The organism is Xylanibacillus composti (assembly GCF_018403685.1).
Classification (GTDB): Bacteria; Bacillota; Bacilli; order Paenibacillales; family K13; genus Xylanibacillus; species Xylanibacillus composti.
Window position 1 is genome coordinate 96,805 of the sequence record NZ_BOVK01000018.1, and the last position, 25,514, is coordinate 122,318.

22 protein-coding genes are annotated in these 25,514 nt (G+C 54.5%); 17 read left to right on the forward strand and 5 right to left on the reverse strand.

What is annotated here, in order from left to right; all coding sequences use genetic code 11:
* Position 1: 1 nt before the first annotated feature.
* The 4 genes from XYCOK13_RS08095 to nagB are packed head-to-tail and all read left to right on the forward strand — an operon-like array spanning position 2 to position 3,864.
* On the forward strand, positions 2 to 1,180 hold the full coding sequence (locus XYCOK13_RS08095) for a hypothetical protein (protein ID WP_213411520.1): 1,179 nt from the start codon (positions 2 to 4) through the stop codon (positions 1,178 to 1,180).
* A 32-nt stretch (positions 1,181 to 1,212) separates the two neighbouring features.
* Positions 1,213 to 2,451: an ROK family transcriptional regulator gene (locus tag XYCOK13_RS08100; protein WP_213411523.1), complete on the forward strand. Its 1,239-nt coding sequence runs from the start codon at positions 1,213 to 1,215 to the stop codon at positions 2,449 to 2,451.
* 4 nt (positions 2,452 to 2,455) lie between these two features.
* Positions 2,456 to 3,106 (forward strand): carbohydrate-binding family 9-like protein, encoded by a 651-nt coding sequence (locus XYCOK13_RS08105; protein WP_213411525.1) that lies wholly within the window; start codon positions 2,456 to 2,458, stop codon positions 3,104 to 3,106.
* 20 nt (positions 3,107 to 3,126) lie between these two features.
* Positions 3,127 to 3,864: a glucosamine-6-phosphate deaminase gene (gene nagB / locus XYCOK13_RS08110; protein WP_213411527.1), complete on the forward strand. Its 738-nt coding sequence runs from the start codon at positions 3,127 to 3,129 to the stop codon at positions 3,862 to 3,864.
* 416 nt (positions 3,865 to 4,280) lie between these two features.
* Here nagB and XYCOK13_RS08115 read toward each other — a convergent pair whose 3' ends face one another.
* Positions 4,281 to 5,102: an AraC family transcriptional regulator gene (locus tag XYCOK13_RS08115; protein WP_213411529.1), complete on the reverse strand. Its 822-nt coding sequence runs from the start codon at positions 5,100 to 5,102 to the stop codon at positions 4,281 to 4,283.
* Between the two features lie 315 nt (positions 5,103 to 5,417).
* Here XYCOK13_RS08115 and XYCOK13_RS08120 point away from each other — a divergent pair, with 315 nt between their 5' ends.
* The 5 genes from XYCOK13_RS08120 to XYCOK13_RS08140 all read left to right on the forward strand — a co-directional run bounded on the left by XYCOK13_RS08120 (position 5,418) and on the right by XYCOK13_RS08140 (position 11,012).
* A complete protein-coding gene (locus XYCOK13_RS08120) occupies positions 5,418 to 6,251 on the forward strand; it encodes a lipase family protein (RefSeq protein WP_213411531.1) in 834 nt (277 codons plus the stop codon).
* A 112-nt stretch (positions 6,252 to 6,363) separates the two neighbouring features.
* Complete coding sequence (gene pdaA / locus XYCOK13_RS08125) at positions 6,364 to 7,155, forward strand: delta-lactam-biosynthetic de-N-acetylase (protein ID WP_244865061.1); 792 nt, start codon at positions 6,364 to 6,366, stop codon at positions 7,153 to 7,155.
* A 458-nt stretch (positions 7,156 to 7,613) separates the two neighbouring features.
* Positions 7,614 to 8,414 carry a sugar phosphate isomerase/epimerase family protein gene (locus XYCOK13_RS08130; RefSeq protein ID WP_213411533.1) on the forward strand — a complete coding sequence of 267 codons (801 nt, stop codon included), beginning with the start codon at positions 7,614 to 7,616 and terminating at the stop codon, positions 8,412 to 8,414.
* A gap of 78 nt (positions 8,415 to 8,492) precedes the next feature.
* Positions 8,493 to 9,707 (forward strand): DUF3900 domain-containing protein, encoded by a 1,215-nt coding sequence (locus tag XYCOK13_RS08135; protein ID WP_213411535.1) that lies wholly within the window; start codon positions 8,493 to 8,495, stop codon positions 9,705 to 9,707.
* Between the two features lie 39 nt (positions 9,708 to 9,746).
* Entirely contained in the window at positions 9,747 to 11,012 is a 1,266-nt protein-coding gene (locus tag XYCOK13_RS08140; RefSeq protein WP_213411537.1) for a DUF418 domain-containing protein, read from the forward strand.
* 177 nt (positions 11,013 to 11,189) lie between these two features.
* Here XYCOK13_RS08140 and XYCOK13_RS08145 read toward each other — a convergent pair whose 3' ends face one another.
* Both XYCOK13_RS08145 and XYCOK13_RS08150 read right to left on the reverse strand, forming a co-directional pair.
* Positions 11,190 to 12,353 carry an iron-containing alcohol dehydrogenase gene (locus tag XYCOK13_RS08145; protein WP_213411539.1) on the reverse strand — a complete coding sequence of 388 codons (1,164 nt, stop codon included), beginning with the start codon at positions 12,351 to 12,353 and terminating at the stop codon, positions 11,190 to 11,192.
* Between the two features lie 356 nt (positions 12,354 to 12,709).
* Entirely contained in the window at positions 12,710 to 13,519 is an 810-nt protein-coding gene (locus tag XYCOK13_RS08150; protein WP_213411541.1) for a LysM peptidoglycan-binding domain-containing protein, read from the reverse strand.
* 130 nt (positions 13,520 to 13,649) lie between these two features.
* Here XYCOK13_RS08150 and XYCOK13_RS08155 point away from each other — a divergent pair, with 130 nt between their 5' ends.
* The 6 genes from XYCOK13_RS08155 (at position 13,650) to XYCOK13_RS22130 (ending at position 20,510) form a co-directional block, all read left to right on the forward strand.
* Positions 13,650 to 14,423: an AAC(3) family N-acetyltransferase gene (locus XYCOK13_RS08155; protein ID WP_213411544.1), complete on the forward strand. Its 774-nt coding sequence runs from the start codon at positions 13,650 to 13,652 to the stop codon at positions 14,421 to 14,423.
* 84 nt (positions 14,424 to 14,507) lie between these two features.
* Positions 14,508 to 15,206, forward strand: coding sequence for a pirin family protein (locus tag XYCOK13_RS08160; RefSeq protein WP_213411546.1), 699 nt, complete (start codon positions 14,508 to 14,510; stop codon positions 15,204 to 15,206).
* 12 nt (positions 15,207 to 15,218) lie between these two features.
* Positions 15,219 to 15,551 (forward strand): hypothetical protein, encoded by a 333-nt coding sequence (locus XYCOK13_RS08165; RefSeq protein ID WP_213411548.1) that lies wholly within the window; start codon positions 15,219 to 15,221, stop codon positions 15,549 to 15,551.
* 303 nt (positions 15,552 to 15,854) lie between these two features.
* Positions 15,855 to 17,567: an ABC transporter ATP-binding protein gene (locus tag XYCOK13_RS08170; RefSeq protein ID WP_213411550.1), complete on the forward strand. Its 1,713-nt coding sequence runs from the start codon at positions 15,855 to 15,857 to the stop codon at positions 17,565 to 17,567.
* Positions 17,560 to 19,326: an ABC transporter ATP-binding protein gene (locus tag XYCOK13_RS08175; RefSeq protein WP_213411552.1), complete on the forward strand. Its 1,767-nt coding sequence runs from the start codon at positions 17,560 to 17,562 to the stop codon at positions 19,324 to 19,326. The genes XYCOK13_RS08170 and XYCOK13_RS08175 overlap by 8 nt, the downstream gene beginning before the upstream one ends.
* A 59-nt stretch (positions 19,327 to 19,385) precedes the next feature.
* Positions 19,386 to 20,510, forward strand: a complete 1,125-nt coding sequence (locus XYCOK13_RS22130; protein WP_280520883.1) for a M23 family metallopeptidase — start codon at positions 19,386 to 19,388, stop codon at positions 20,508 to 20,510.
* A gap of 9 nt (positions 20,511 to 20,519) precedes the next feature.
* On the opposite strand, the gene XYCOK13_RS08185 is transcribed toward XYCOK13_RS22130, so the two are convergent.
* Complete coding sequence (locus XYCOK13_RS08185) at positions 20,520 to 21,455, reverse strand: DMT family transporter (RefSeq protein WP_213411554.1); 936 nt, start codon at positions 21,453 to 21,455, stop codon at positions 20,520 to 20,522.
* Positions 21,456 to 21,711: 256 nt separating this feature from the next.
* On the opposite strand from XYCOK13_RS08185, the gene XYCOK13_RS08190 reads away from it, so the two are divergent.
* Both XYCOK13_RS08190 and XYCOK13_RS08195 read left to right on the forward strand, forming a co-directional pair.
* Positions 21,712 to 23,997 (forward strand): diguanylate cyclase domain-containing protein, encoded by a 2,286-nt coding sequence (locus XYCOK13_RS08190; protein ID WP_213411556.1) that lies wholly within the window; start codon positions 21,712 to 21,714, stop codon positions 23,995 to 23,997.
* A gap of 109 nt (positions 23,998 to 24,106) precedes the next feature.
* Positions 24,107 to 24,451 carry a TM2 domain-containing protein gene (locus tag XYCOK13_RS08195; protein ID WP_213411558.1) on the forward strand — a complete coding sequence of 115 codons (345 nt, stop codon included), beginning with the start codon at positions 24,107 to 24,109 and terminating at the stop codon, positions 24,449 to 24,451.
* Between the two features lie 32 nt (positions 24,452 to 24,483).
* Here the strand turns inward: XYCOK13_RS08195 and XYCOK13_RS08200 are convergent, their stop codons facing one another.
* Positions 24,484 to 25,491: a LacI family DNA-binding transcriptional regulator gene (locus XYCOK13_RS08200; protein ID WP_213411560.1), complete on the reverse strand. Its 1,008-nt coding sequence runs from the start codon at positions 25,489 to 25,491 to the stop codon at positions 24,484 to 24,486.
* Positions 25,492 to 25,514 lie beyond the last annotated feature (23 nt).

Below are 25,514 nucleotides of genomic sequence, written 5' to 3' on the forward strand. Positions count from 1 at the left end.
AATGGCAGGCAAACGTTGGTCTATGTTCGTATATCCCTGGGATCTTTATGACGAGGGAATCAGCCGTGCGTTGCACCGGATCAAAGCAATGGATATAGATCGGATTTTGCTGGCTGTATCCTATCATTCGGGGAAATTTTTCCTTCCTCACAATCCGCAGAAAACCATTTACTACCACGATAGTGGAAGCATATATTTTACACCTGATCTGACCAGTTACGGAGTATTGAAGCCAGCAACAGGCGAGGCTTACAGGCAGTACATGGCGAACAGGCAGCCTGACGAGGCTCCGGATTTGCTGCAAGCGGTGCTGGCAGAAGCGCATGCCTGCGGTTTGGAGGTTTATGCTTGGGTCGTAGGCTTGCATAATTCTCGGCTGGGCACACAATTTCCTATGGTAACCGTGCGCAATGCATATGGGGAATCTTATCGCCATGCTTTGTGCCCGGCGCATGAGGAATGCAGACATTATGCCGTACAGATGATTGACGACCTGGCAAGCGGCTATGAAGGCCTGGACGGCATTGTACTCGAATCATTTGATTATATGGGGCTGCTGCATGGCGATCATCATGAGTTGATTGCCGTTCCGGAACCTGACCGGCTGGAAGCATTGCTGGGGCTTTGCTTTTGCGATCGCTGCAAAAGCGGAGCAGCGGAACGGGGAATCGATGCCGATGAGCTGCAGCGGAAGGTTCGCTTGGCAGTAGAACGGATAGGGAAATGCGAGGCTCCGGAATTGGAGTCGACGGATGAGCTGCTGCAGGCGTACATGGATATGAGGGCCCGCTTTGTCGAGGCGCTCTACAGCTCAGTCCGGGAGACGGTGCTGTCAAGGGGAAAACCTCTTCCTGTATGGAGTACGCTTTGGTTGGCCGAAGGCGCAAATCCGGCGCTGTATGGAGTGAATACCGCTAGCCTTAGCCGATATGTGGACGGGTGGATCGCCTGTTATCCGTCGAACGAGTCGAATGTTTCCGCATTTGCCGAGTCGGTCCGGCAGCAGCTGGGCGATGCGCCGTTTGCCGCCGGCATCAGAATGATTGCGCCGGAAACGGTCTCACCCGATCAGATGCAGCGTTATATCCGGGCTTATCAGAAGGAAGACGTGCGGGATTTATGCTTTTATAATTACGGCTTGGCTTCAGAGGCAGTGCTGGAGCAGATCAGAGAAGGCTGAACAGGAGAAGAAGGCCAATCGGGAGGTTCAGTGTGAAAACATTTTCGAAATTGGGGGATCAAAAACTGTTACAGGAGTTGAACCGGACGTTGGTGCTGAACACCATACATCACTACGGTTCCACTTCGAGGATTGAGATTTCCAAGCTGACCAAGCTGAGTCAAAGCACAGTATCCAATGTGGTGGATGGTTTGCAGAAGGAGGGCATTCTTGTTGAAGCCGGGACGGGCAGCTCGACGAAAGCAGGCGGGCGCAAACCCACCATTCTGACGATCCGTCCGGGATATGCTTATATGCTGGCGGTCGGGATTGTGACCGAGGCATTTCATATTACGGTGCAGCTGTCCTTGTTCGATTTGCGGTTGCAGATCGTAGAGAAGACTGAGCTGGAACTGGCAGAGACAGGCGTAGAATTGATCCGTTCGATCAAGGACATCGTCCGGGAATTTATCGAGCATCATGCGGAGAAAAAAATACTGGGCATCGGCTTTTCCGTTCCGACCGTGCTGAACCGCGAAGGCGTGATGTTTCGCGGCCACCTGCTCGGGCTGGAGAATTTTCCGTTGGAGCAGGAGCTGTCCGCCGCATTTCCGACGATTCCGGTCGTGGTGGAGCAGGAGCAGCACGCCGCAGTTTTGGGCGAGCGTACGATGGGCGCCGTCAAGGATATCGAAAATCTCATCTATATTACGGTAGGCCGCGGGATCGGCTCTTCCATGATTGTCAACGGACAGTTGGTGCGCGGAGAATACGGCGGCGCAGGCGAAATCGGGCATATGTCGATCAATAAGTATGGCGAGAAGTGCATTTGCGGGAAAATGGGCTGTTTGAGGTTGTATGCGACCGAGCTGTCTTTCATCAAAAAAATCAAAGAGGCCGTAACCCATGAATTGCCCGTGCCCTTGACTGTATATAATCCGGCCATTGACAAGATTAATGTGCTGGAAGTTTACACAGAGGCTGTACGCGGAGACAGTTTCTGCAGAAGTCTGGTGGAAGGCATGCTCGACGATCTGTGCACAGCCATCAGCAATTTGGTGTATTTGTTCAATCCCAAAAAAATCATTTTGGGCGGAAACCTGCTGCTGGCCAAAGAGCTGGCCATCCCCCGGATTGCAGAAAGGCTCAATGAGATGGTCGATTCGCCTGCCTCCATGATCGAGATCGAGGCGGCGCAGCTTGGCACGCAGTCGTCTTTATACGGTGTGGCATCCCTTCTTCTGGACAAGCATTTCCTGAACAAAGATTTGCTGATGAAAGAGGGAGGATAATAAATTGACGCACACCGGCCGCAACAATGTGCTGCAGTGCTTCAGAGCGCCGAATGCAGCCAGTTTGCCCTTGCCGCTTCAAACGGTTTGGAGCAGAACGGAAACCGCAAGCTTGCTGGAAGTCGAAACTGGAGCTCCCCCCAATCTGGCTACCACGGTTCAGGCAGTCTGGAATGATTGGGGTGTATTTTTTCGATTCGATTGCAAGGATTCGTACATTTTGTCAACGTATCAGCATAGAGACGCCCCCTTGTATGAAGAGGATGCGGTCGAAATCTTTCTCAGTCCCGACGGCAATATGGAGCGCTATTACGAGTTTGAGCTAAGTCCGAGAAACGTCATCTTTGACGCTTTGATCGCCAATGATTTGCAGGGACATTGCAGCTTCGATGCAGCCTGGGATTGTGAGGGCATGCAATCGGACGTTAGCGTGGATTTGGATGCTCAACGTGTCCAGTATGAGTGTGCCATGCCTTTTTCAGCTTTGGGAAGGGAAAGGCCGGTTGAAGGGGAGGAGTGGAAAATCAACTTTTTCAGAATGGACCACTCTCCTAGCTCGGACGAAGTAGAGCTATCTGCTTGGCAGCCGACGGGAGTCCGCTATTTTCATGTACCCGAGAAATTTGGCATTCTTCGATTCAGGGGGCCGTTCTGATTGAGGGAGGCTAGCGATTTATGAGAATAATCCGAACAGAAAACTATCAAGAATTGAGCAGGCAAGCTGCGGATATGATACAGGCAGCGATTGAGAACAAGCCTGATTGTGTGCTGGGGCTGGCCACCGGCGGCACGCCCATAGGGACTTACCAGCAATTAGTCGAGCGCTACAGGGAAGGGAGCCTTGATTTCTCAAGCGTGACGACATTCAATCTGGATGAATACTACGGGGTTTCAAGCGATCAAGAACAGAGCTATCATGCCTTTATGTTTGAACATCTGTTCCGCCATATCAATGTCTCGCATGAACGGATTCACATCCCCTTTGGCATGCCGGAAGACATTGAGAAGCACTGCCACTATTACGAGCAGATCATCCAAGATGCCGGGGGCATTGATCTGCAGCTTTTGGGAATAGGCGAGAACGGTCACATCGGGTTCAATGAACCCGCCCGATGCCTGCAGGCAGACACCCATTTGGTTCAGCTGAGCCAGGAAACGATTCGTGCCAATTCCCGCTACTTCCCATCGATCGCTGAAGTGCCCAAGCAGGCAATTACGATGGGGGTTCGCACGATCTTTCAAGCCAAGAAAATCGTGCTGCTGGCTTCTGGCGCGAACAAGGCCGACATGATTGGAAGGATGCTGGACGGCAGAATCACGACGGACATTCCCGCTTCCTTGTTGAAGCTTCATCCTGATCTGACGATCATCGTGGACAGAGAAGCCGGAAGCCGGTTGGATGCGATTGCGTAACCACGGCAGCCTTGGTTCCGTTGACAGAGGAGCTGTCTCGAAAGTCATGATTTGACTTAGAGGCGGCTCCTTTTCTCTCAGAGAGTGCTGCATAGGTTTTAACGGGGGAAGGCAGGATGCGAAACTGTTGACACAAGTGGTCCCTCGGTAAAGGTCGCGGATGACCGTTAGACAGCGTTTTGTTGGATTCTCCCTGTATAACGGTCATAGCTGTCCATTAGAGACAAGATATGATGGATTTAGCCCACTCATTTCGATCTAATGGTCATGGCTGTCCGTTAGATGGATAAATAAACAAAAAACAGCCGCTAATGGACATCAATGTCCCTTACAACTCTCGCTCGCGCTATCAAGCTGCATACGGCTTTCCCAGCAGTGTGAACATAAACTTTGGAGACGGCTTGGTTTTTATTGCGTCATCCTTCCCCCTGCTCCCGATAATGCTTGGGGGATTGCCCGGTGTGTTTCTTGAAGGTCTTCGAGAACAGCAGCGGGTCTTGATATCCGACTGACCGAGCCACATCGCCGATCGTCAACTCGGGGTTGGCGAGCAGCTCGGCGGCCTTCTTCATGCGGAACTGGATCAGGTATTCCTGAATGCTGCTGTGGAAGCATTCCCGGAACAACGAGCACAGGTAGCTGCGGTCCAGTCCGACGAATCGCGCAGCTTGCGCTACGGTGATCTTCTCGGAATAGTTCGCTTCGATGAAGTCCAGCACTTTTTTCGCATAGGCTTCTTTCTTGCCGACGCGCCTGCGGGCAGGCTTCTCCGGGTTGGCTTGTACGAGCAAGGACAGCAGATTATACAGCGTTCCGAGCAGCTGCAATTCATCGGCGTAGTCGAGCTGGCCGGTTTCGGTCATGCGCATAAATTGCTTCCGGAGCTGTTCGTCCCGGTCATAGCGGAAGATCGGCTGCTCCGCGGAGAGGCCGGCCTCTGCCAGGATCGACCCTGCTTGATGGCCGTGAAAGCCGACCCAGCAATAATGCCAAGGCTGACATCGGTCCGCTTCATAGTAGGTCACGATATCCGGTGTGATAAGAAAGCCTTCACCTGCCTGCAAGGCATACGTGTTCGAGCCGACGCGATACGTTCCCCGGCCTGCCAATATATAATGAATCAGGTAATGATCCCGTACGGCCGGCCCATAATGATGCCCCGGCGCGCAAGGCTCGATTCCGTATTGCTGCACATAGAGATCGGTGTATTGCAAACGTTTCGGCACGTATTGAATCATTCCTCTTCCTCCTTCGCGTTTTCACTTTCATCCAGCATTTATCCATAGAAATTATTCAAGTCCATTCTCCAGAATCGCTGTATGCCCTTTATGATAAAAGACAATCAGCTGCTTGACAATAAAACAGAATTTCAAGTTTCGGACCATAAGAGGGCGACATAAGGAATTACACTGGACGTGCATCCTGCAGCTTTTCACCGATGCTCAGGCCTGATCCCTTTGCAGGAAGGAAATTCCTCCGCCGCTGTGGAATATGTTTCCTATCCCGATGCGGTTTCGTTCAGCGAGGCCGCCCACGATAGGAGGAGGATGATAATGGATCAACAGCGGCAAGTTAAGCAGGAAGTGCAGGGGCAGAGGAGCGTCTGGGTGGAATGGGGACGCATGGTGCAGGTCGCTTATGAGATGTATGGCACGCACAAGCTGTCACCCGCCACACCGGAGAATTTCCCAAGCGGCTGGCGGCATGTGGCGAATTTGACGATGGCGCCGCATGTTTTCTCCTACAAAGAGAAGGAATTTGCAGGGTTTATTGCCCAAAGCTTGCTCCATCCGCTGCATTACGCTGTCGCCATTCGCGGGACTGAGAGTCCGCTGGATTGGCTTAGCGATCTGGAATTCGTGCTGGAGCCCTTCCACGAGGTGCCGGATGCGGGCAAGACGGAGAAAGGCTTTACCGATTTGTACCGCAGCATGACGGTTCATAATGTGGAGGCAAGCGCGCTGGAGCCAGAGCCGGAGCCGCTTCGCCGCTTCGTGGAAAAGCTGCCGAGGGAAGCTGCGCTTGCCGTCACCGGCCACAGCCTGGGCGCGGCCATCGCGACGCTGCATGCGCTGGATGCGGCCCAGTGCCTCGCAGATGTCACCTGCGTGACCTTTGCCTCCCCAAGGGTCGGCAACCATGCGTTTGCCAAAGCCTTCGCCTCGCGCAACATTCGCCATTCGCGCATCTTCAACCATCCGGACCTCGTGCCCAAGGTGCCGGTTGAGCTGGCGGGCTATCTCCACGTCGAACCCGGTTATGAAATCAGCTCGCTGACTTCGCCGATCAAGCATTCCGTGCTCTGCTGCCATTCGCTGCAAACGTATTTGTATTTGCTCGGCGACCCGAACGCAGACATATCCAGCTGCCGTCTGCGGTCTTCCTGACGGCTGGTGACGTGCTTGCGCTCGGTGCCTCCCTTCCTTCTGTATACATAACCCATCCCTTCCTGTGAAATAGTAATAGGAGAGCATCCATCTGAGAAAAAGGAGGGACATCATGCGCTGGAGAAGCTTGGGACTAGTCATGCTCATGGTCGCCGTTGCATCGGCGGGCCTCATTATATCGGCAGACGAGGCAGCAGGCAGCGCGCCATCATACAGCTTCGGCTTTAAGAAGAGCCGCAACGGCGAGCTTCCTTCTATCGATCAGGAAGGCTTTAAGCCGATTCTGGAAAAGCACGGCGCGATCTTTCTCGGGGACACCTCTGCCAAGGAGCTGTACCTGACCTTCGACAATGGGTATGAAAACGGCTATACCGGACAGATTTTGGATGTATTGAAGGAGAAAAAGGTGCCTGCGGCATTTTTCGTTACAGGCCATTACGTGAAGGATCAGCCCGAGCTGGTCAAGCGGATGGTCGCAGAAGGCCATATCGTCGGCAATCACTCGTGGAGTCATCCCGACATGAGCCAGATTTCCGCCGAGCAAATCAAGGAAGAGCTGGAGCGTGTGGAGGAAGCCGTAGTAGCGCTCACCGGCCAGATGGGCATGCAATACTTGCGTACGCCGCGCGGCATCTTCAATGACCGGACGCTGGCGGTGAGCAAGGAGCTCGGATACACGAACGTATTTTGGTCCATCGCTTGGGCCGACTGGGATCGCAACCAGCGGAAAGGGGCCGATTATGCGTTCAAAAAAGTGACCTCCCAGCTCCATCCGGGTGCGGTGATCCTGCTGCATACCGTATCCAAGGACAACGCCGATGCGCTGGCTGCGATCATCGATGAAGCGGTAAGGCAGGGCTACACGTTCAAGAGCCTGGATGAGCTGGACCAAAGATATTATTAATGGGGCATGCAGCGATGTTCGCTGGGCCCTGTGCTATCAGACCATAATCTCTGTGCTGGAGTGCGCTGTGTACTCCGCCAGAGATTTTTTCATAGCTTCGGCCATGCGGTAGAATAAAAGGAAACGACGGTCTTATTTCTCAGCGCCCGCCTCCATCATGGCAATTAGCGGACTTTCATGGTCCAATTCAAGGGTACTCGCTTGGTCATCAGCTGCAGGGATATCACTTTGGTCCACTTTTTTCCCTTATTCAACTGTCGCTCCACAGAAACGCATCAGTAAGACCATAAATTCCCGTAACGCGCTCTAGCTTTCGCAAACGCTTAACCCGTCACACCGCTTTCCGGCACGTGAACGAAAGTCGCCTCCCATATGGCCTGTTAAGATTTTATAAAAAAGCGAGCCGCACGGATGCTATCCGGCTTTGCCCTCTGCTATGATGAAGGAGAGGTGAGAACATGAACTATATGCGATTAAAAGGCAATTTGGATCAAGCGAACCTGGACAACCGACTCCACTATCATCCGGAAATTCTGGAGTTTTATTTAAGCGAACAGGATCTGAAGCAGCCCGAGCTGATTCGCGAGCGCATCCGTCAGCTGCGGGAGCTCGGCATCAAGCCATATTTGCATCATCCTCCAAAATTCCAAGGGAAGTTTCAGGACATCATGAGCTCAGATGCGGAGGCACGGGCATACTACCGCCGCTCCTCTGAGCTTCTGGCCGAAATTTGCCGGGAGGAGAAGGCGAAGTGCGTGGTGCACGCCCATTACACCCATACGGAAAGCAGCCGAACGGTAACGAAGGAACGGACGCGCCAGCTGCGTGAAGAAATCAGGCAGGTGCTCTCTTACGCGCGGGATGTATTTGTATGGGAGGATTCAACAGAGGGGCTGTTCTGCTACGCAAATCCGTATTTGTTCGAGGAGCTGATCGTACCGCTAGAGCTGCCGCTCAATGTCGATGTCAGCCATACCTTCATCGGCTTCCGCGGCGATAACGCCAAATTGCGGGAGGTGCTTGAGCAGACGCAAGCCTATGCGACTTATTATCACTTGGTGGACAGTATGGGCCTGGCGCATGATTCGCTGCCGCTCGGCCAGGGGAAGATCGATTGGCGAATGGTCAAGCCGCTTGTTGACGGCAAAGATTTTATTTTTGAAATCAACTTGGGAGGCGATCATACGGATTGCACCCCCATGGTGGAGAGCGCCCGTTATTTCGAACGGCTTCAGGTTGATTCAGTGGCAAGCTCCTGACGTGATGCGGCTTTCGATGATATAATGGAATGATTCGCGGCAATCGCGCGAAATCATACCGCAGGGGAGCTTCGGATTATGGATTTATCCGTGCAATACTTATCCTTCTTCGTGATCCAGACGGAGGGGTTCGATCAGGATAGCAGCAAGACCTATAAGCACTATAAGACGTTGAATCGCGATCAGTATGAGGACAGCGAGCTGAAGGAATTTTTGGACGGAGAGTTCGTGCGTATCGTCAAGCGCAAGGCCGAGCTGCATCCGTCCTCGGACAATGTGCCGACCAAGATTGGACGGTTCATTGTAGAACCTGGCCATGAATGGACGAGCAATCCGAACTATAATTTGTTCCAGCGCTTGCGTATGGCATACAGTCTGGAGGCTTTTGCCGAGGCGGCGGATGAGCTGGTCCGGATGTATATGGATACGGCGGCGGTTCGCGGCGGCGCGCTGATTGCGGCATCGGTGAAGCTGCAGCCTTATTTCGACGAGCCGTTCGTATTCGTATTGAAATGCGACTTCGAGTCCAAAATAGCCCGCATTTCCGATGAGAACAGTCTCATCTCCCACGTGGACAGAGCTATCAGCGCCCGCAACCTGAAATGGATCCTGTATCCCCATATGCCGGAAGAAGGAATGCTGGAGGAAGGCGAACTGAAAATTCACCAGGCCTCGCATGCCCGATACTTTGAAGATTTCCTGCGGTTTGTCACTTACGAGAAGCCGATTCCTGAAGTAGTGAGCGACCACGTGTTGGATATGGTGCATCATTATATGGAGGACAAGTGGCAAGGACACGAGCCGGATCACGAAGGCCGGCAGCAGGAAGAGCAGAGTCTGGAGTTCTGGGCGGCAGGGGAGAAGCGCGAGCTGCAGGAGAAGTGGCAGCATGAGCAGGTCATGGAGGCGGCTGCCCGACTCATCGAGGTAAAGCCCGAGCTGGACATGAAGTTCAAGCTGGATGGCGTCACGGTGCGCGGCAAGTTGACCGATTACGGCAGCCGCATTCATCTGGGCCGCATGAATGGCAAGTATGTCGTGCTGATCGAAGGGGAGTCCTTTGAATTTGAAAAAGGGATCTCCCCGATTGAGCTGCTGCATCCCGATGAGTTAGAGGCAGTATTGGAACGAATGCGGAACAATGCCGCCAGGGCGGCTGCTGAAGCGGCGCATGAGGGCGAAGTCGCAGCGGCCGCCGCCCAAGAAACTCATATTGAATCAGCAGCTGGCGAACCTGCAAACGCCGGGAACAGCACGGGCTACGCCGACGACGATGCTCCGCCCTGGGACTAAGGTAATCTGCAGGGCTGATTGTTATGGAGGAGAACGAAGATGATGAATGAAACGATATCCGGAAACAAGGCGCTGCCTGTTCAGCCGGAAAATCGTCTAATGGAGCTGGATGTGCTTAGGGGCTTTGCCATGTTTGGCATTCTGCTGGCCAATATGCTCTTTTTCAGCTTTCCGTACATGCATGCCTCCCTTACGGGAACGAAGCATTGGGCAGCTTGGATAGACAAGGCTGCAGCAGGGTTTATCCGCATTGCGGCAGAGGGACATTTCATCACGATGCTGTCCTTTCTGTTTGGAGTAGGATTTGTGTTGTTTCTCGAAAGGGCGCAGGCGAAAGGAAAGAAAGCTGGCGGCTTGTATGTGCGCAGAATGCTTGTGCTGCTCGCGTTTGGCCTGGTACACGCTATCTTTTTATGGTCCGGTGATATTCTGGTATTCTACGCGATAGCCGGGCTTGTGCTGCTGTTGTTCCGGCATGCGAAGCCGCAGGGGCTGCTGCTCGGCGCTCTGCTTTTTTTCCTGATTCCGATTTTACTGATGACCATGCTGTTCGGCTTGTTTGCGCTCGTCCCTCCTGCCGATGATCCGTTGATGGATTTGCAAATGACGCTGTGGCTGGAGGAAGAGCGGCAGCTGATGGAAGCTTATGCGCACGGCAGCTACGGTGACATATTCGATGCGCGGAAGATCGAGCTGAGTCTAGTCTACACAAGCTCCATCATCACGTCCCTGCCATTTATTATCGGCATGTTCTTGCTCGGCGCCTACGCAGGGAGGAAAGGTGTTTTTCAGCAGCTGGCAAGCCATGGCGGCCTTGTGAGGAAGGTTTGGGTCTGGAGTTTGGTGATCGGGGTGCCGTTCTCGATAATCAAGCATATCGGCCTGTATCATATGGACCCGTCGCAAATGTCCTTTTACGATTTCTATCATTTCCTGGGTCTGTACGTGGGCGATCCGGCTATATGCTTCTTATTTATCGCCTCCATCCTCCTGTTGATTCGCAAGCAGATATGGCAGAGGGGCTTCCGCTTGCTGGCGAACGCCGGACGTATGGCGCTGACGTTGTACCTGATGCAGACCGTGCTTGCCACAACGATCTTTTATGGATACGGTTTGGGGTTGTATGGCACGCCTCCACGGTGGCTGCCCTTGTGGGCGATCGGCATTTTCGCCTTCCAGCTATGGTTCAGCCATCTGTGGTTCCGCAAATTCCGTTTTGGCCCGATGGAGACAGTCTGGCGCTTCCTGACGTACGGCCGGCTGTCTGCGCGGCCCTCCGCTGAAGAGAAGCAGCTGTCGGGGTAGGACATAGAGGCAGGACAACCCAAGCGGGCTGCTGCTGGCCGCATGCCGCTGTTGCAGAAGAAAAAAGGGAATTCCCGTACACCCGCTTCCTTCACGAAAGAGCCGGCGAAAACCGGCTTTGTCGTGCTGGAAGTCTGTACAGCGGAATTCCCTTATTGCTGTGGAGATTGTCCACGCTTAAAGCGATTTGCGGTAAATGGCGAGCACGTCTTCATGCTTCAGCCGCTTGAAATGGCCGAACGGGCCATTAACCATGGCTTTCTCGGTCATGACGTCCAATTGGTCGTCGCCGATGTCGTAATCGGCCAGACGGCTTGGCGCGCCGATGCTGTTCCAAAATGCGCGGAGCGCCTGAATGCCCTCCAAGGCAACTTCGCGATCGCTCTTGCCGGCCGGATCGACGCCGAACACATTCACGGCGAACTGCTTGAAGCGGCCTACCCCGGAATCGAGCACATGCTCCATCCAATGCGGGAACAGGATGGCAAGGCCGCCGCCATGCGGGATGTCGTACACCGCGCTAACGGCATGCTCAATGTTGTGCGTCGCCCAGTCGCCAGCCATGCCCATGGACAGCATGCCGTTCAAGGCCATCGTCCCGCTGTACAGAATCGTTTCGCGCAGCTCGTAGTTTTCCAAATCCTCTACAAGCGCTGGCGCGGCAGCAATCACTGTGCGCAGCAAAGACTCGCAGAAGCCGTCCTGCACCGGCGTATTGCCGGTGTGATTGAAGTATTGCTCGAATATATGCGACATAATATCGACGATGCCGTATATGGTCTGGTCCTTCGGCACCGTAAAGGTGTTGACCGGATCGAGGATGGAGAACTGCGGGTACACCAGCGGGCTGCCCCACCCGTACTTTTCCTTCGTCTCCCAGTTCGTAATGACCGAGTTGACATTCATTTCGGACCCGGTAGCGGCCAATGTAAGCACTGTGCCGAATGGCAATGCTTTCGTGCCTGCCGCCTTGTGGGTAATAATGTCCCATACATCGCCATCATAATAGACGCCGATCGAAATAGCCTTGACGCAGTCAATGACACTGCCGCCGCCTACAGCGAGAATGAAGTCGATGCTTTCCTGTCTGCAAATGTCAATGCCCTTGTTTACGGTCGTGAGCCGCGGATTCGGCTCCACGCCGCTTAATTCATGGACGTTGACGCCAATTTGGTTCAGGCGGTCGATGACTTGGTCATAGAGGCCATTGCGCTTGATGCTGCCCCCGCCGTAAACGAGCAAAACATTTTGGCCATACTGAGGAAGCTCCTGATTCAATTTCTCCAAGGTGCCTTTACCGAAATGCAGCCTGGTCGGATTGCGGTAAGTAAATGAATTCATGCTGGGTTCCCTCCTAATCGTTACTTGCTGAAGCTGACAGGTTTAGTCCATCCTTATCTATTATAGAACATCTGGGGGAGAGAAACGAATTTTCCGCTGTGATTCGCTTGTGAACAGACGTGAATGGCCCAAGGAGCGGGCGACTACTGCAGAAAGCCGGGCCTTAGCGCCGAGACTCTGCCGATTAGGCAGGCATGCACCAGGAAATTGCGGTATGATAAGGGAAGGAAAAGAGATAGGCGAGGAGCGGATGAACGGCGGCAAAAAAAAAGAAGATGCGAGCAGCGTTTGCGCTCTGCCTCTTCCCATAAGTTGTATCGTCACGTTCGGCGCATGGAGGGCGGCTTGTGAATGCTTCAGTCGGAAAACCGAATCTTCACCTGAACAATATCCTGAATGCCTGTTCCGGGCGAGCGGGGATATACCCATAGTTCCCCGCCGGAGGTCGTCGGCTGCCTGTCAAATTGAATGATGGTGGAGAAATAGCTGAAGGCTGGCGCGGCTTCCAGTGTGCGGAATGTCCGCTCGCGGGTGACCAGCTCGCCTGCATCGTCAACGATCCGGTAATAGGCGGTTCCGCCTGGCGCGCGAACGAAGCCTTCGATCGCAAGGCCCGGCCGGACCAGTTCCCCTGGCTGCGGACTGAATACGACTGCATTCGGCGAGCTCGGCAGAGGAAGAATAAGGCGATAACCCGCATAGATAACGTCTGGCGAGAAGCCCGGACGCCCTTGATTCGCGCGAATAATGGCGGCAAGCGGCAGGCCAAGACGACGGGCGATGCCGTTGAGACTCTCCCCTTCCGCAATCTCATAGATGGCGGCCGGAACCAGGAGGGCTTGATTGACAAATATCAGATCCGGGTTATAAACCCGCTGATTGATCCCCGCCAGCAACTCAGGTGTTGTGGCATACCGGTTGGCGATTTGCGAGAGTGTGTCGCCCGGCGCGACAATGTGATTGACCTGGGCGCGCTGATCCAAGCCGGCCTCAGACACGACCAGCACCTGACCGGGGTAAATAAGGCCGGGGTCCGTTAATGGCGGATACAGCGCATTGGTCTGCTCCAGCAATTGAATGGCACTACCTAATTTTGCGGCAATCGCATACAACGAGTCCCCCGGTTGGACCGTATAGATGAAGTGATTGCCTTCGACAATTGGCATCGGTGTACACACCCCTGATCATAATAGTTTCTACTGCACAGGATATTCACCCATAGCCCGGGTGGTGCACGATCACCTGCGTCTAGTTCTATGCAACCTACCTATCAATCTGACAGGAGCGAGGATATTCATGCACACGAAGCAAAGCTTGCTAACCCAATTGCAAGAGATGGGACTGGACCCCAAAGGCACAGTAATCATGCATTCTTCCATGAAAAAGATCGGCAAGGTGGAGGGGGGCGCAGACACGGTGCTGGACGCATTAAGCGATTATATGCGCGACGGTTTGCTAGTGCTGCCGACCCATACGTGGGCGACGATCAACGCGGACAATCCCCGATACTTCGTGGAGGAAACGCCGACCTGTGTCGGCATCTTGACGGAGCTGTTTCGCAGGCGGCGCGGCGTGCTTCGTTCCTGGCACCCGACACATTCTGTAGCGGCGCTGGGACGAGAGGCAGCAGCGTTCATAGAAGGGGATGAACGATGGGATACGCCATGCGCGCGCGGTTCTGCATGGGGCAAATTGCTGGATCGCCGGGCGACCATTCTGCTTGTTGGCGTGAACATGACCCGCAATACGTTCATTCACGGCGTAGAAGAGTGGGCGGATATTCCAGGCCGGCTGTCGGACGGGCATGAACCGCTCGTCACTGTCCTTGCAGACGGAACCGAGATCCCTGTTCCATCCAGACGCCATCAGGGTCTGGACTGGTCCATGCATTTCTGGAAGGTGGAGGAGCATCTGATTGCCCAAGGCGCAGTTCGGAAGGGGCGGCTGGGCGATGCGGAAGTGCTCGTCTGCGATGCGGAAAAACTCTGTGAGGAAGTGACCCGCATGCTCCGCATGAACCCGGATTTATTCTCCGATAACGAGCCGTTGGAGGCAGGCCGCTACAGCTGATTGTGGCGGCTGCCGCAAGCGTGGTAAAGTAAGAACAGAGTGAATATCTTGAAATGAAGATAATACGTGAAGAGGAGGCAGACTATGGTGAAGGTGTATCCATCGGCATCGCGCCAAGTGGTTGACTTGGGTTGGCTGCGGAGCAGGCCGAGCTTTTCATTCGGGCAGTATTTTGACCCTGACAACACGGCTTTTAGCGTGATGCGCGTATGCAATCATGATGAGATTAGCGGAGGCAGAGGCTTCGGTCCCCATCCGCACAGCGATATGGAGGTAGTGACGATCGTGCTGAGCGGGCAGATCAAGCACGAAGACAATCTGGGCAATGCGGTCGTGACGCCGGCGGGAGGCGTGCAAAGAATGACTGCCGGAACGGGGATTGTGCACGCAGAGTACAACGCTTCCGAAACCGAGGAGCTGAGTTTGCTTCAGCTGTGGTTCATGCCGCGCGAACGGGGGCTTGCGCCTTCCTTCGAATCCAAGCACTATGATCCGGACAAACTGACGAATGCTCTGCTGCCGGTCGTATCGTCGGAAGGATCGGAGCAAGTGGCGATGATTCACCAGGACATGACGATCTATTTAAGCAGGCTGGAGCCCGGCAAGCGGCTTGGCTTCAAGCAAGCGCCGGGACGCAGCGCATATCTTTACGTTATGGAGGGACAGCTGCTTGTGAACGGCACCGGGCTGGCTGAGGGAGACACGGCTCGCATAACGGACACCCCGGCGCTGGAGCTGGAAGCAAGCGGGCCGTCATTCTTAATGCTGATTGACTTGCCATAGGAGGGACTCGGAATGAAGGAGCAGTTTTTAGTCAAGCACGCGGTAGGCGGCAGGACGTTTATCGATTCCGACAAGTCGCCGCTGCATTACCAATACAAGCAGCAGGGCGATGAATGGCTGTTTGTTGTAGATATGCCAAGGAACGAAGCCGTGGAAGAAATACTGAGGTGGAAGGAAGAGCTCAATGTATTCCTGTTTCACAGCAATTCCGACCAGCCCACCAAGAAAACGTGGTTCTATGTCAAGGACGGACCGGTGGAGTATGTGGATGGCGCCGGACAACTGCGCATAACGGCTCAATCCCGGATCGAATACGTGCCTGACAGCTTCGGGTTCAAGAGCTAACGATCATTAGACGAAAGCGCCAGCTGTGGCCGAAAATAACGGGGAACGCATGGACCTGCCGTTCCATTAGCGCTGCAAGGAAGCAAGCCGACGAAAAATCCGCCAGGAGACTTTCGTCGGCTTTTGCTTTTTGCGTTCCGCTTGCTATGCTATTCAACTTAGGCAGTATGGGAACACCCGGCAATGTATGTCGCTGCCTCGCGGCAAACGGAAAATCCCGGGTCTTGCTTTGATGCGGTATAATAGAAGGATAAGAGTTGGAAATACCGGAAGACACTCTATTCCCATCATGGAGGAAGCAGCATGATTTCATTTCTCAAACCGTATCGCAAGGCGGCAGTCATAGCTTTGCTGCTTATGCTCGTGGAACTGGCCGTTGAGCTTTGGCACCCGTTGCTGTTGGCACATGTGATCAATGAAGGGATTTTAAAAGAAGATGTCGGGGCCATATGGAAGTGGGGCGGCATCATGGTGTTGCTTTCGCTTCTGGCTTTCGCTTCCGGCGTCATCAATTCATTTTTTGCCGCGCAGGTGAGCCAAGGATTCGGCTTCGATGTGCGGAAGCGGCTCTATGAACGAATGCAAGCCTATTCTTTGACCGCATTCGACCGCTTCTCCACCTCCAGCTTGATTACCAGAGTAACGAATGACGTCAACCAACTGCAAAATGTCATTTTCATGGGTCTGCGCATCATGATGCGCGCCCCTCTGCTGATGGTGGGCGGGTTCATCATGGCTCTGATGGTGAATGTGAAGCTGGCGCTCGTTCTTGTTGTCGTCACCCCGCTGCTGCTTGGCTTTCTCCTTTTCATGATGAATAAAGGGTTTTCCAGGTTTCGGCGTGTACAAGGACAGATGGATCGGACAAACGGCGTGCTGCGGGAAAATTTAATGGGCATGAGGCTGATCAAGGCATTCGTTCGGAGCCGTCATGAGAACGAGCGCTTCAAGTCGGAGAATAGTCAGTTGATGGAACGGACCGCTTCGGCCTTGAGACTGATCGAGACGACGATACCGGCATTGCTGCTCGTCATGAATCTGAGCATTTTGATTATCCTGTGGCAGGGCAGTTTTCAGACGGAAGCCAACATTGGCGAGGTAGTCGCCATCGTCAATTATGCGACACGCATGACAGGCGCCTTCTCTGTATTCTCCATGATCCTGTCTACATTGGCCAGGGCCAAGGCATCGGCCGGGCGGGTGCGCCAAGTGCTGGAGGCCGATGCTTCGGCGGAGGAGCAGAAGACGGGGGCCCAGTCATTCCCGATGCGCGGAAGACTGGAATTTGACCAAGTATCCTTTACTTATCCGGATCAGGCAGCGCCTGCGCTGGCGGACATTCAGCTCACCGTTGAGCCCGGTCAGACCGTTGCGGTGATGGGAGCGACCGGAGCGGGCAAATCGACCTTGTTCCAGCTTATTCCGCGGCTTTACGAGCCGGATGCGGGGATCATCCGGCTTGATGGCAAGCCCCTGTCCGACTGGTCGCTTGAATCGCTGCGCAAGCAAATCGGGTATGTGCCCCAGGAGTCGCTGCTGTTCACAGGCACTGTAGCGGACAATATACGTTGGGGCAAGGAAGAGGCGACAATCGACGACATCATCGAGGCGGCCAAGCATGCGCAAATTCACGAAACGATAAGCAAGCTGCCGCTGCAATACGACACCGTCGTCGGGCAAAAGGGCGTCAACCTGTCGGGCGGCCAGAAGCAGCGGTTGTCCATTGCTCGCGCGCTGGTTCGCAAGCCGAGGATCATCTTGCTGGATGACAGCACGAGCGCGCTTGATATCCAGACGGAACAGCGTCTGCTCCACGCGCTGAAGCCATATGACTGCACCATTCTGATGATCACGCAGAAGGTCAGCGCCGCGCAAAAGGCCGATCGCATCGTGCTGCTGGATGATGGACGAGTAGCGGCGCAGGGCACGCATGCAGAGCTGATGCGGCATTCTCCGCTGTACAGACAAATTGTGCATTCGCAGTACGGAGAGGAGGCGACGGGCACCGATGTCTAAACAGCAAACCAACCGCGTCAAGGACTGGGCAGGCACATTGAAGAAAATCTGGCGGTATCTGTCCCGGCAAAGAGGGCTGCTCCTGCTCATCCTGCTGATGGTGCTGCTCAGCTCGGTATCTGGACTGCTCGGTCCGTACCTGCTCGGCTTTGCGATTGACAGGCTCGGCGGGGATGCAGACACACTCCTGTTCTTGCTGATATTGCTGGGCGGCACCTATCTGCTCCATTCGGTTACGGTCTGGCTGCAAAACTACTGGATGATCGGCGTCGCCCAGCGCACCGTCTATCAGATGCGGACGGATTTGTTCCGGCATCTTCACAAGCTGCCGATCTCCTATTTCACCAAGCGGCAGCATGGCGAGCTGATGAGCCGTCTGTCCAACGACATGGAGAATGTCAGCCAGACGCTGAACAGCTCGTTCATTCAGGTGTTCTCGAGCATGTTGACGTTCATCGGCATGCTGGGGCTGATGCTGTGGATCAGCCCGCTTCTGACGGCCATCACGCTGACTATTGTGCCGCTCCTTTACCTGGGCATGAAGTGGATTACGGCAAGAACCGGCCGGTATTTCAAGGAGCAGCAGCGCCATCTGGGCGATTTGAACGGGTATGTGGAGGAAACGCTGTCCGGCCAGCGGATCGTCAAGACTTTTTCGCAGGAGACCAAAGTGCAGCAAGCCTTTATGGAGAAAAATGAACGGTTGAGGCGCTCTGCCTATTGGGCTCAGGTGTATTCCGGCTTCATTCCGAAGCTGATGAATGTGCTGAACAACATGAGCTTTGCCGTCATTGCCGCAGCAGGGGGCTTGATGGCATTGCAGGGCTTGATTACCGTTGGGGTCATAGTCACCTTCGCCGAATATGCTCGGCAGTTTACGCGTCCGCTGAACGATCTGGCTAACCAGTTCAACACCTTCCTCTCCGCTATTGCCGGTGCGGAGCGGGTGTTCGAAGTGCTGGAGCAGGATGAGGAGGCGAAGGACGAGCAAAACGCTGTGGCAATTGCTAGTCTTCAAGGGGATATCCGGTTTGACCAAGTGGCCTTCGGCTATGGCAAGGATGGCCATACGCTGCGAGACGTCAGCTTCCATGCTCGACCCGGGGAGACGATTGCTCTGGTAGGGCCGACGGGCGCAGGCAAAACGACGGTAACCCAACTACTTGCCAGATTTTACGATCCGGACCGGGGCCGCATCCTGATCGATGGACGAGACAGCCGATCGATCCGGCGCGACAGCCTCCGCGAGCAGATGGGTTTTGTTCTGCAGGATACGTTCCTGTTCGAGGGGACGATTCGCGACAATATTCGTTACGGCAGGCTTGACGCTACAGATGAGGAAGTGGAACAAGCTGCGAGGGAGGCTAACGCGCATGGCTTTATCATGAAGCTTCCGCAAGGATACGAGACACGGCTGAGCCAGGACGGAAGCGGCATCAGCCAAGGGCAGAAGCAGCTGTTGTCGATTGCGCGTGCACTGCTTGCCGATCCGTCCATTCTCATTCTGGATGAAGCGACGAGCAGCATCGACACGATTACCGAGATCAAGATACAAGAAGCGCTTGCCCGCCTAATGGAGGGCCGCACGAGCCTGGTCATCGCGCATCGCTTGAACACGATCCGCCGGGCCGACCAGATTGTTGTCCTGCAAGACGGCACTATTGTTGAGAAGGGCTCGCATCGGGAACTTACCGACCGGGGCGGCGCATATGCAAGAATGGTTGCCAGCCAATACGAAACAAAGCCGATCCATGCTTAGCCGTTGAAGACCTGATTGGGGCAAGCTCACTTGAAGTCAAGGAAAGGAGGCATACAACGATGGAGCCGCGTTCGCTGAGACATGCCCGGAAGCAGCCGGCATCAAAGCCGCTGTTCGCTTTGCTGCTCGTGCTCATTACCGCAGGAATCGCTGTCGGTGTGGCAGGCTGGAACATGCTGCGCTCCGCGCCGTCGCCGGAGGATGCCGGGATAGCCGGTCCTCCGGCCGAAAGCCGCGATGCAGAGGCGTTGGATGGATCGCAGCGCATCGCCAATACCAGCTCGGAGGAACCGGAGTCTGCAGCGCTTCGTGCCGAGGAGCAGGCGCTTCTGGAGGCTGAACAGGCACGGCTTGCCGCAGAAGAACAGGAAGCGGCCTATTATCGGTCGCGGGAGGCGGCTGCTGCCGCAATGGAGGCTGACCTTGTGGTCATGCCGGCAACCGCCTATCCCGGCGATGTTGTGCTAGTCCGCGCCCGCCAGGAGGGCGAGCTGGAATGGCAGGGCAAGACGTATCCGCTGCAGCCATTCGGAACAGGGTTCTACACCTATATTCCGATACCGATCCGGACTGAGCCGGGAAGCTACGAGCTGGGGGAAGCCAGCTTGACCGTATTGGCCAAAGCATTCGATACGCAGCGGCTCGAGGTTAGCGAGGAGCAGAACAGCATGCGGCAGAACACGGAACGTATAGCGGAAGACCAGAAGCAGATTGATGCCGCGAGGGCTTCTTCAGAGCCCGTGTTTCTGTTCGCCGCGGACTCGCCCTTCTTGCTGCCAGTCGAGGGAAGATTGACGACGCCATTCGGGTTTACCCGCTATGTCAACGGCGCCTATGCGGGCAGCCATACTGCTATCGATCTCGCCGCTCCTGAAGGGACGCCGGTCGTCGCCACGCAGTCGGGCATCGTCGGCTTGGCTGCGGATTTTTACCTTACAGGCAATACCATTTATATCGACCACGGCATGGGATTGTTCTCGCAGTATGCTCATTTGTCCGAGCTGCTGGTGGAGACGGGAGATGAAGTGGAAGCTGGTCAGGTGATCGGACTCGTCGGATCGACAGGGTTCTCTACAGGACCGCATCTGCACTTCACCTTCTGGGCGCACAATGTGCCGGTCAATCCGAACTTGTTTTTGGACCAGCTTCCTTTTCATTGGATGGAGCCGGGCGAGCCAGAATAGGGACATGAATCAGGCCGGAACATCCTCTTTATTCTTGTCTGCGTCGGATGCGTCGGACTTCTCCGAGCCAATCCACACCAGGCCTGCCACCATAATCAATCCGCCCACAAGCTGCATCAGGTGGATGGCCTCGTCGAAGAACAGATAACCGGCAATGGCGGCAGTTGCCGGAACAAGATAGCGGTAGAAATTCGCTTTGGTTGCGCCTACGCGCTTCATGCTGCTGTTCCAGATCAGGAACGCGGCAACCGTACAGAGCAGCACGTTGAATGTAATCGCCAGATAGGACATGGCGCCGAGATTGGACCATGCGACAGCCGACCAGCCATTCAGCGTGAAGGGGACCATGAACACGCTGCCGAATAGCAGGCACCAGGCGCTGACGCGCAGAGGCGAATATTTCTTCATCAGCGGCATGCAAGCCAGGTTGTACAGCGCGCCGATCAAGCTGACAATCAGGGCCATCATGTTGCCGATCATATAATCGCTGGACATGTCGAAGCCCTGACCGCCGCCCAGAATGACAAGAAATACCCCGATCATGGCGACTGCTCCGCCTGTGATGAGCTTCATGGACATCTTTTCTCGCGCGATGAACAGCGGGGCCAACAGGGCGGCGAATATGGGCCACGGCGCTACGTTCAACAAGGAGGAATTGGCCAGCGTCGTGAACTTGATCGAATACATGACCATAATTTCCAGAGCCGTAACGCCGATCGCGCCAATGACCAGAAATTTCAGCAGATCTTTGCGCTCAATGCCGACGTTCCCCTCAAACCATTTCAAGATCAAGAACAATATCGGAACAGACAATCCAAATCGCAAAAAAGTGAACACTTCGGGCGAAAAATCCTCCATCGCCCATCGGGAGATCCCGAAATTCATCCCCCAAATAATGGATACGAATGCCAAGCCGGCATAGTAGATGCCGCTCGATTGCTTCATTTCTCTCTCTCCATTTCTCTATATACATAGAAAGTCTTTAAGTACTATAACGCCTTTTCCGGCCAGGCACAATACGAAGGATTTACGATATTCCCGACCCTAATAGGGGTTGCCCCGGGATGTAAGCGCTGCCTTGAACTGCTCGCAATCGTTGGCGCAAGAGCGCGTAGGGTTGTGAATTTTACGCTGTTGTTCAGAGTAAGGAGGAATTCGGTATCGAATCGGGAATAATTAGTAGATCGCATGAAGCTTCGGCGTGGCAATCAAGCAAGCGATATGCCAGGCACTTGCATCCTTTGAGGCATCACCAGCATCACGGGAAGGGAAGGCGATGATGATGGCGCGCTATACAATCGGAGTCTATGCACCGGTATTGGACGGGTTTTATTTCAGCAGCATGCTGGACGGATTATTCGCAGCATCCTTGCGGCATGGCATGCAAATGGTCACCTTGCAATCGTGGCCGGAATTTTGCGAACGGGAATCGTATGATTTAATGGTCGCGACGGCTTGTGCCGACGCGTTTGTTGTTATTGGGGAAGCGGTGCCGCGCGGGTTCATGGAACGGTTGCAGCAGATGGGCAAACCGGTTGTGTGTATCGGCACTTCCTGGCTGCAGGCAGCGAAGGACTGTGCCACAGTACTTGCCCATAATGAACTGTCCGCCAAGGAGATGGTGCTGCATTTGGCCGGGCACGGGCATGAACGCATTGCCTTTGTCGGCGGCCTGCACAATTCGGACGTCTTCGAACGGTTTCGCGGATACCAGCAAGCTTTACGGGAATTGGGCATGCCTTATCGCGAAGAGCTGGTTTACTGGGGTCAAACAGTAATGAAAAGCGACGGCCGGAAAGCAGGCGAACAGATCGCAGCTGAACAGGTTCCCATGACCGCTATTGTGGCGGGGAATGATCTGTTGGCGGCTGGTGTTTTGGAAGCGCTGACAGAGGCCGGAATTGCCGTACCGGACCGAGTGGCCTTGTCCGGGTATGACGACAGTGAAATCGCGCTTGTCAGCAAGCCTCCTTTGACGACAGTTAGACAGAAGTACGCGGTCATGGGAAACAAAGCCGTTACACTGCTTTTCGACAGATTGCAGAATGGGGTCGAGCTGAAAGGAGTGCACCGCATTCCGGCGGAGCTTGTGCTTCGCTGCTCCTGCGGTTGCGGCGCACTGGATGAAAGCAAGAGCCAAGAACTGGAGGGCGGGCTCTACCATGGGCCTATGCGCGACTTTACAAGCAATTTGTATAATATAGGGATGGCGCTCAATCATAGTGTGCTTTCGATCTCTACAAGCACAGACCGCTTCCTGTCCTGGCTGGATCAGACGCCGTATCATACCGGCTGTCTGGTTTTGCTGGATCGACAGGAGGGCGGCAGCAACGAAGTGATTGTACACGATGTGTACGGCTCTCGTCTGTCGAGGCAGTGGATCGGCTGCCGGCTGGCCGAAGAACTGTTTCCCATGAATGAGCTTTTGCAATGCGGAAGCGCCGAGGAACGCGACATGATTACCCTGCATCCCTTGCAAACGCCGTCCGGCTTTATTGGCTGCCTGGCCTTGATCGGGCCGTTTAATAAGCAATTGTCCTCGCTGACCTACGACTTTATGCGGATCAACATCAATGTGATGGCGATCTCCGTCGGCCGGGCCAGGCTGCGGGAGCAGATGGAGGAATCGGAAGCGAAGTACCGCGATATTTTTATCCGCACGCCGGTCATGATCTTTATGGCGGATCGGGATATGGTCATGAGGGACGTCAATCCCTATACGCTGGACCAGTTGGACTATAAGGAAGAGGAGCTGGTCGGGGCCAGCATCGGATCGATTATGAGCTCCGACTCCTATGCGCGCATGAAAGCGAAGGTGGCGGAAGCGCTGGGCGGGAAACAAATTGTGGAGAATGTAGAGGTCAAGCTGTTCCGCAAGGACGGGACAGCGCTTTATGGCCTCTTGAACGCCAACGCTATGAGCCTCAGCGAGCGGCCTGATCCGACTGTATATATTACGATCCGGGATATTACCGAGCGCAAAGCCCATGAGGAGGTCATGCGGCAATTGGCTTATTCCGACCCGCTGACCGGACTGGCCAATCGCTTGCGCATCTATGATTTTCTTAATCAGGCGATTGCCGAAGCGGCGGATGGCGAGGGGGTTGCGGTATTCTTTATCGACCTGGACCGGTTCAAGGCAGTGAACGATACGTACGGTCATGATACAGGCGATCTTTACTTGCGTCATGTTGCGGGCTTGCTTGCTTCTTGTACGACGGCAAATGATTTGGCGGCACGCTTGGGCGGCGACGAGTTTATCGTGGTCATGACCGGCATTCAGGAGGCTCGGCAAGTGAGGCAGATGACAGACAAGATTTCGGCGAGTCTGGCTGTACCTTACCTGCATCATGAGCAGGAGATTCCGGTACGTGCAAGCATCGGGACGAGCTTGTTCCCTGATGACGCCCGGGAGGCAGAAGCATTGATCCAGCGAGCAGATCGGGTGATGTATCAGGTGAAGCAAACAGAGGACGCGCGCCGGTAGAAGCGGGAACGGCAAGCGATCCGCTTGGCTGCCGGGCAGGATGTTGCCGGGAAAGTCGGTGTTTGCTACACTTAATCATATTTGGGGATAAGGAGATGTGGCTTGACGAATGTCCTATTACAGCGGTCTTATCAAAAAAGGCCAGCTCAATGATCACGAGCTGCTGCTGGTGGAACAGGCCGTGCGGCAGCGCGGCAAAAACATGGTTGTCGCATATGTGCTGTGGTTTTTTCTGGGCATGCTTGGGGGCCATCGCTTCTATATGAACAGACCGATTACGGCTATCGTCCAGCTTGTATTGAGCTTGACCGTCGTCGGGATGATGATTACTTCTTTATGGTGGATCGCCGATGCGTTCCTGCTGCATGGATACGTCCAGGACAAAAATCGCGAGTTGGAAAATGATGTGGTAGATGAAATCCTGGCCAGCCGGGAGACATCGGGGGATCGTTAATTTATCCGTTGCGCAGAAAAAAACCGGGAGTGCTACTCCCGGTGAACGGTGCAAGAATCGCGGATAATTAATTCGGTTGGAATGGCCACAGCTGGCGGCGGCGAGTCGGGGTTGTTGATCATCTCTACCAGCAGCTCCACAGCCTGCTTTCCGATCTGGAACGTGTTCTGCCGGATCGTAGTCAAGGCTGGCCGCAGATGCTGCGTCAGCTCGATATCGTCGAAGCCGATTACGGATATATCGTCGGGAACAGACAACCCCGCATCCATCACTGCCTCCATTGCGCCGATTGCGCTCATGTCCGAGCTGCAAATGATGGCTGTGGGCCGATCCTGCAGCGCGAGAAAGCGCTTCGTGCCCGAGTAGCCGCTTGGCTTCTCCCAGTTGCCGGCGGCAACGAACTCCGCTACGTATGGAAGACCGAGATCGGATATAGCTTGGCGGTACGCTTCGAAGCGCAGGCGTCCGGCGAACGATTCGAGCGTTCCTGTGATAAAGGCAATTTTTCTATGGTTCAGACTATACAAATATTCCACCGCGCGTTTGATGGAATGCTTATTTTCCGATGTAATATAACCGGAGCGGGGACCTGTCAAATCCAGATCAATGAAGATCGTCGGAATTTCCGATTGAATCAGCTCGTCGAAATTCAAGTCCCTTCGTTGGAAACCGAACACAAGCACACCTTCTACATTGCGGCTGCGAAGATGGCGGACAAAGCTGTATTCTTCTGTCCATCCTAATTGGGCGAGATAAATCAAGTCAAAGCCCTTTTCCTTCAAGGCTACTTCAATACCGCCCAGCAATTGGTGGAAAAACGGATGGGTCAGACCCGTAGTCAGGAAGATGCCAAGTGTCATCGAACGTTTTTTGACCAGCTCCCTGGCAGCGGAATTCGGCATGAATCCCGTATCGTTGACAATTTGCATGACTTTCTCCCGTGTTTTCGCGCTGACGGATGTATATCCGTTAATTACTTTGGAGACGGTCGCGATCGAAACCCCGGCCAGCTCCGCAATCTCTCGTATGTTCTTGCCCATGGTCCCTCTTCCTAGTCATTTTG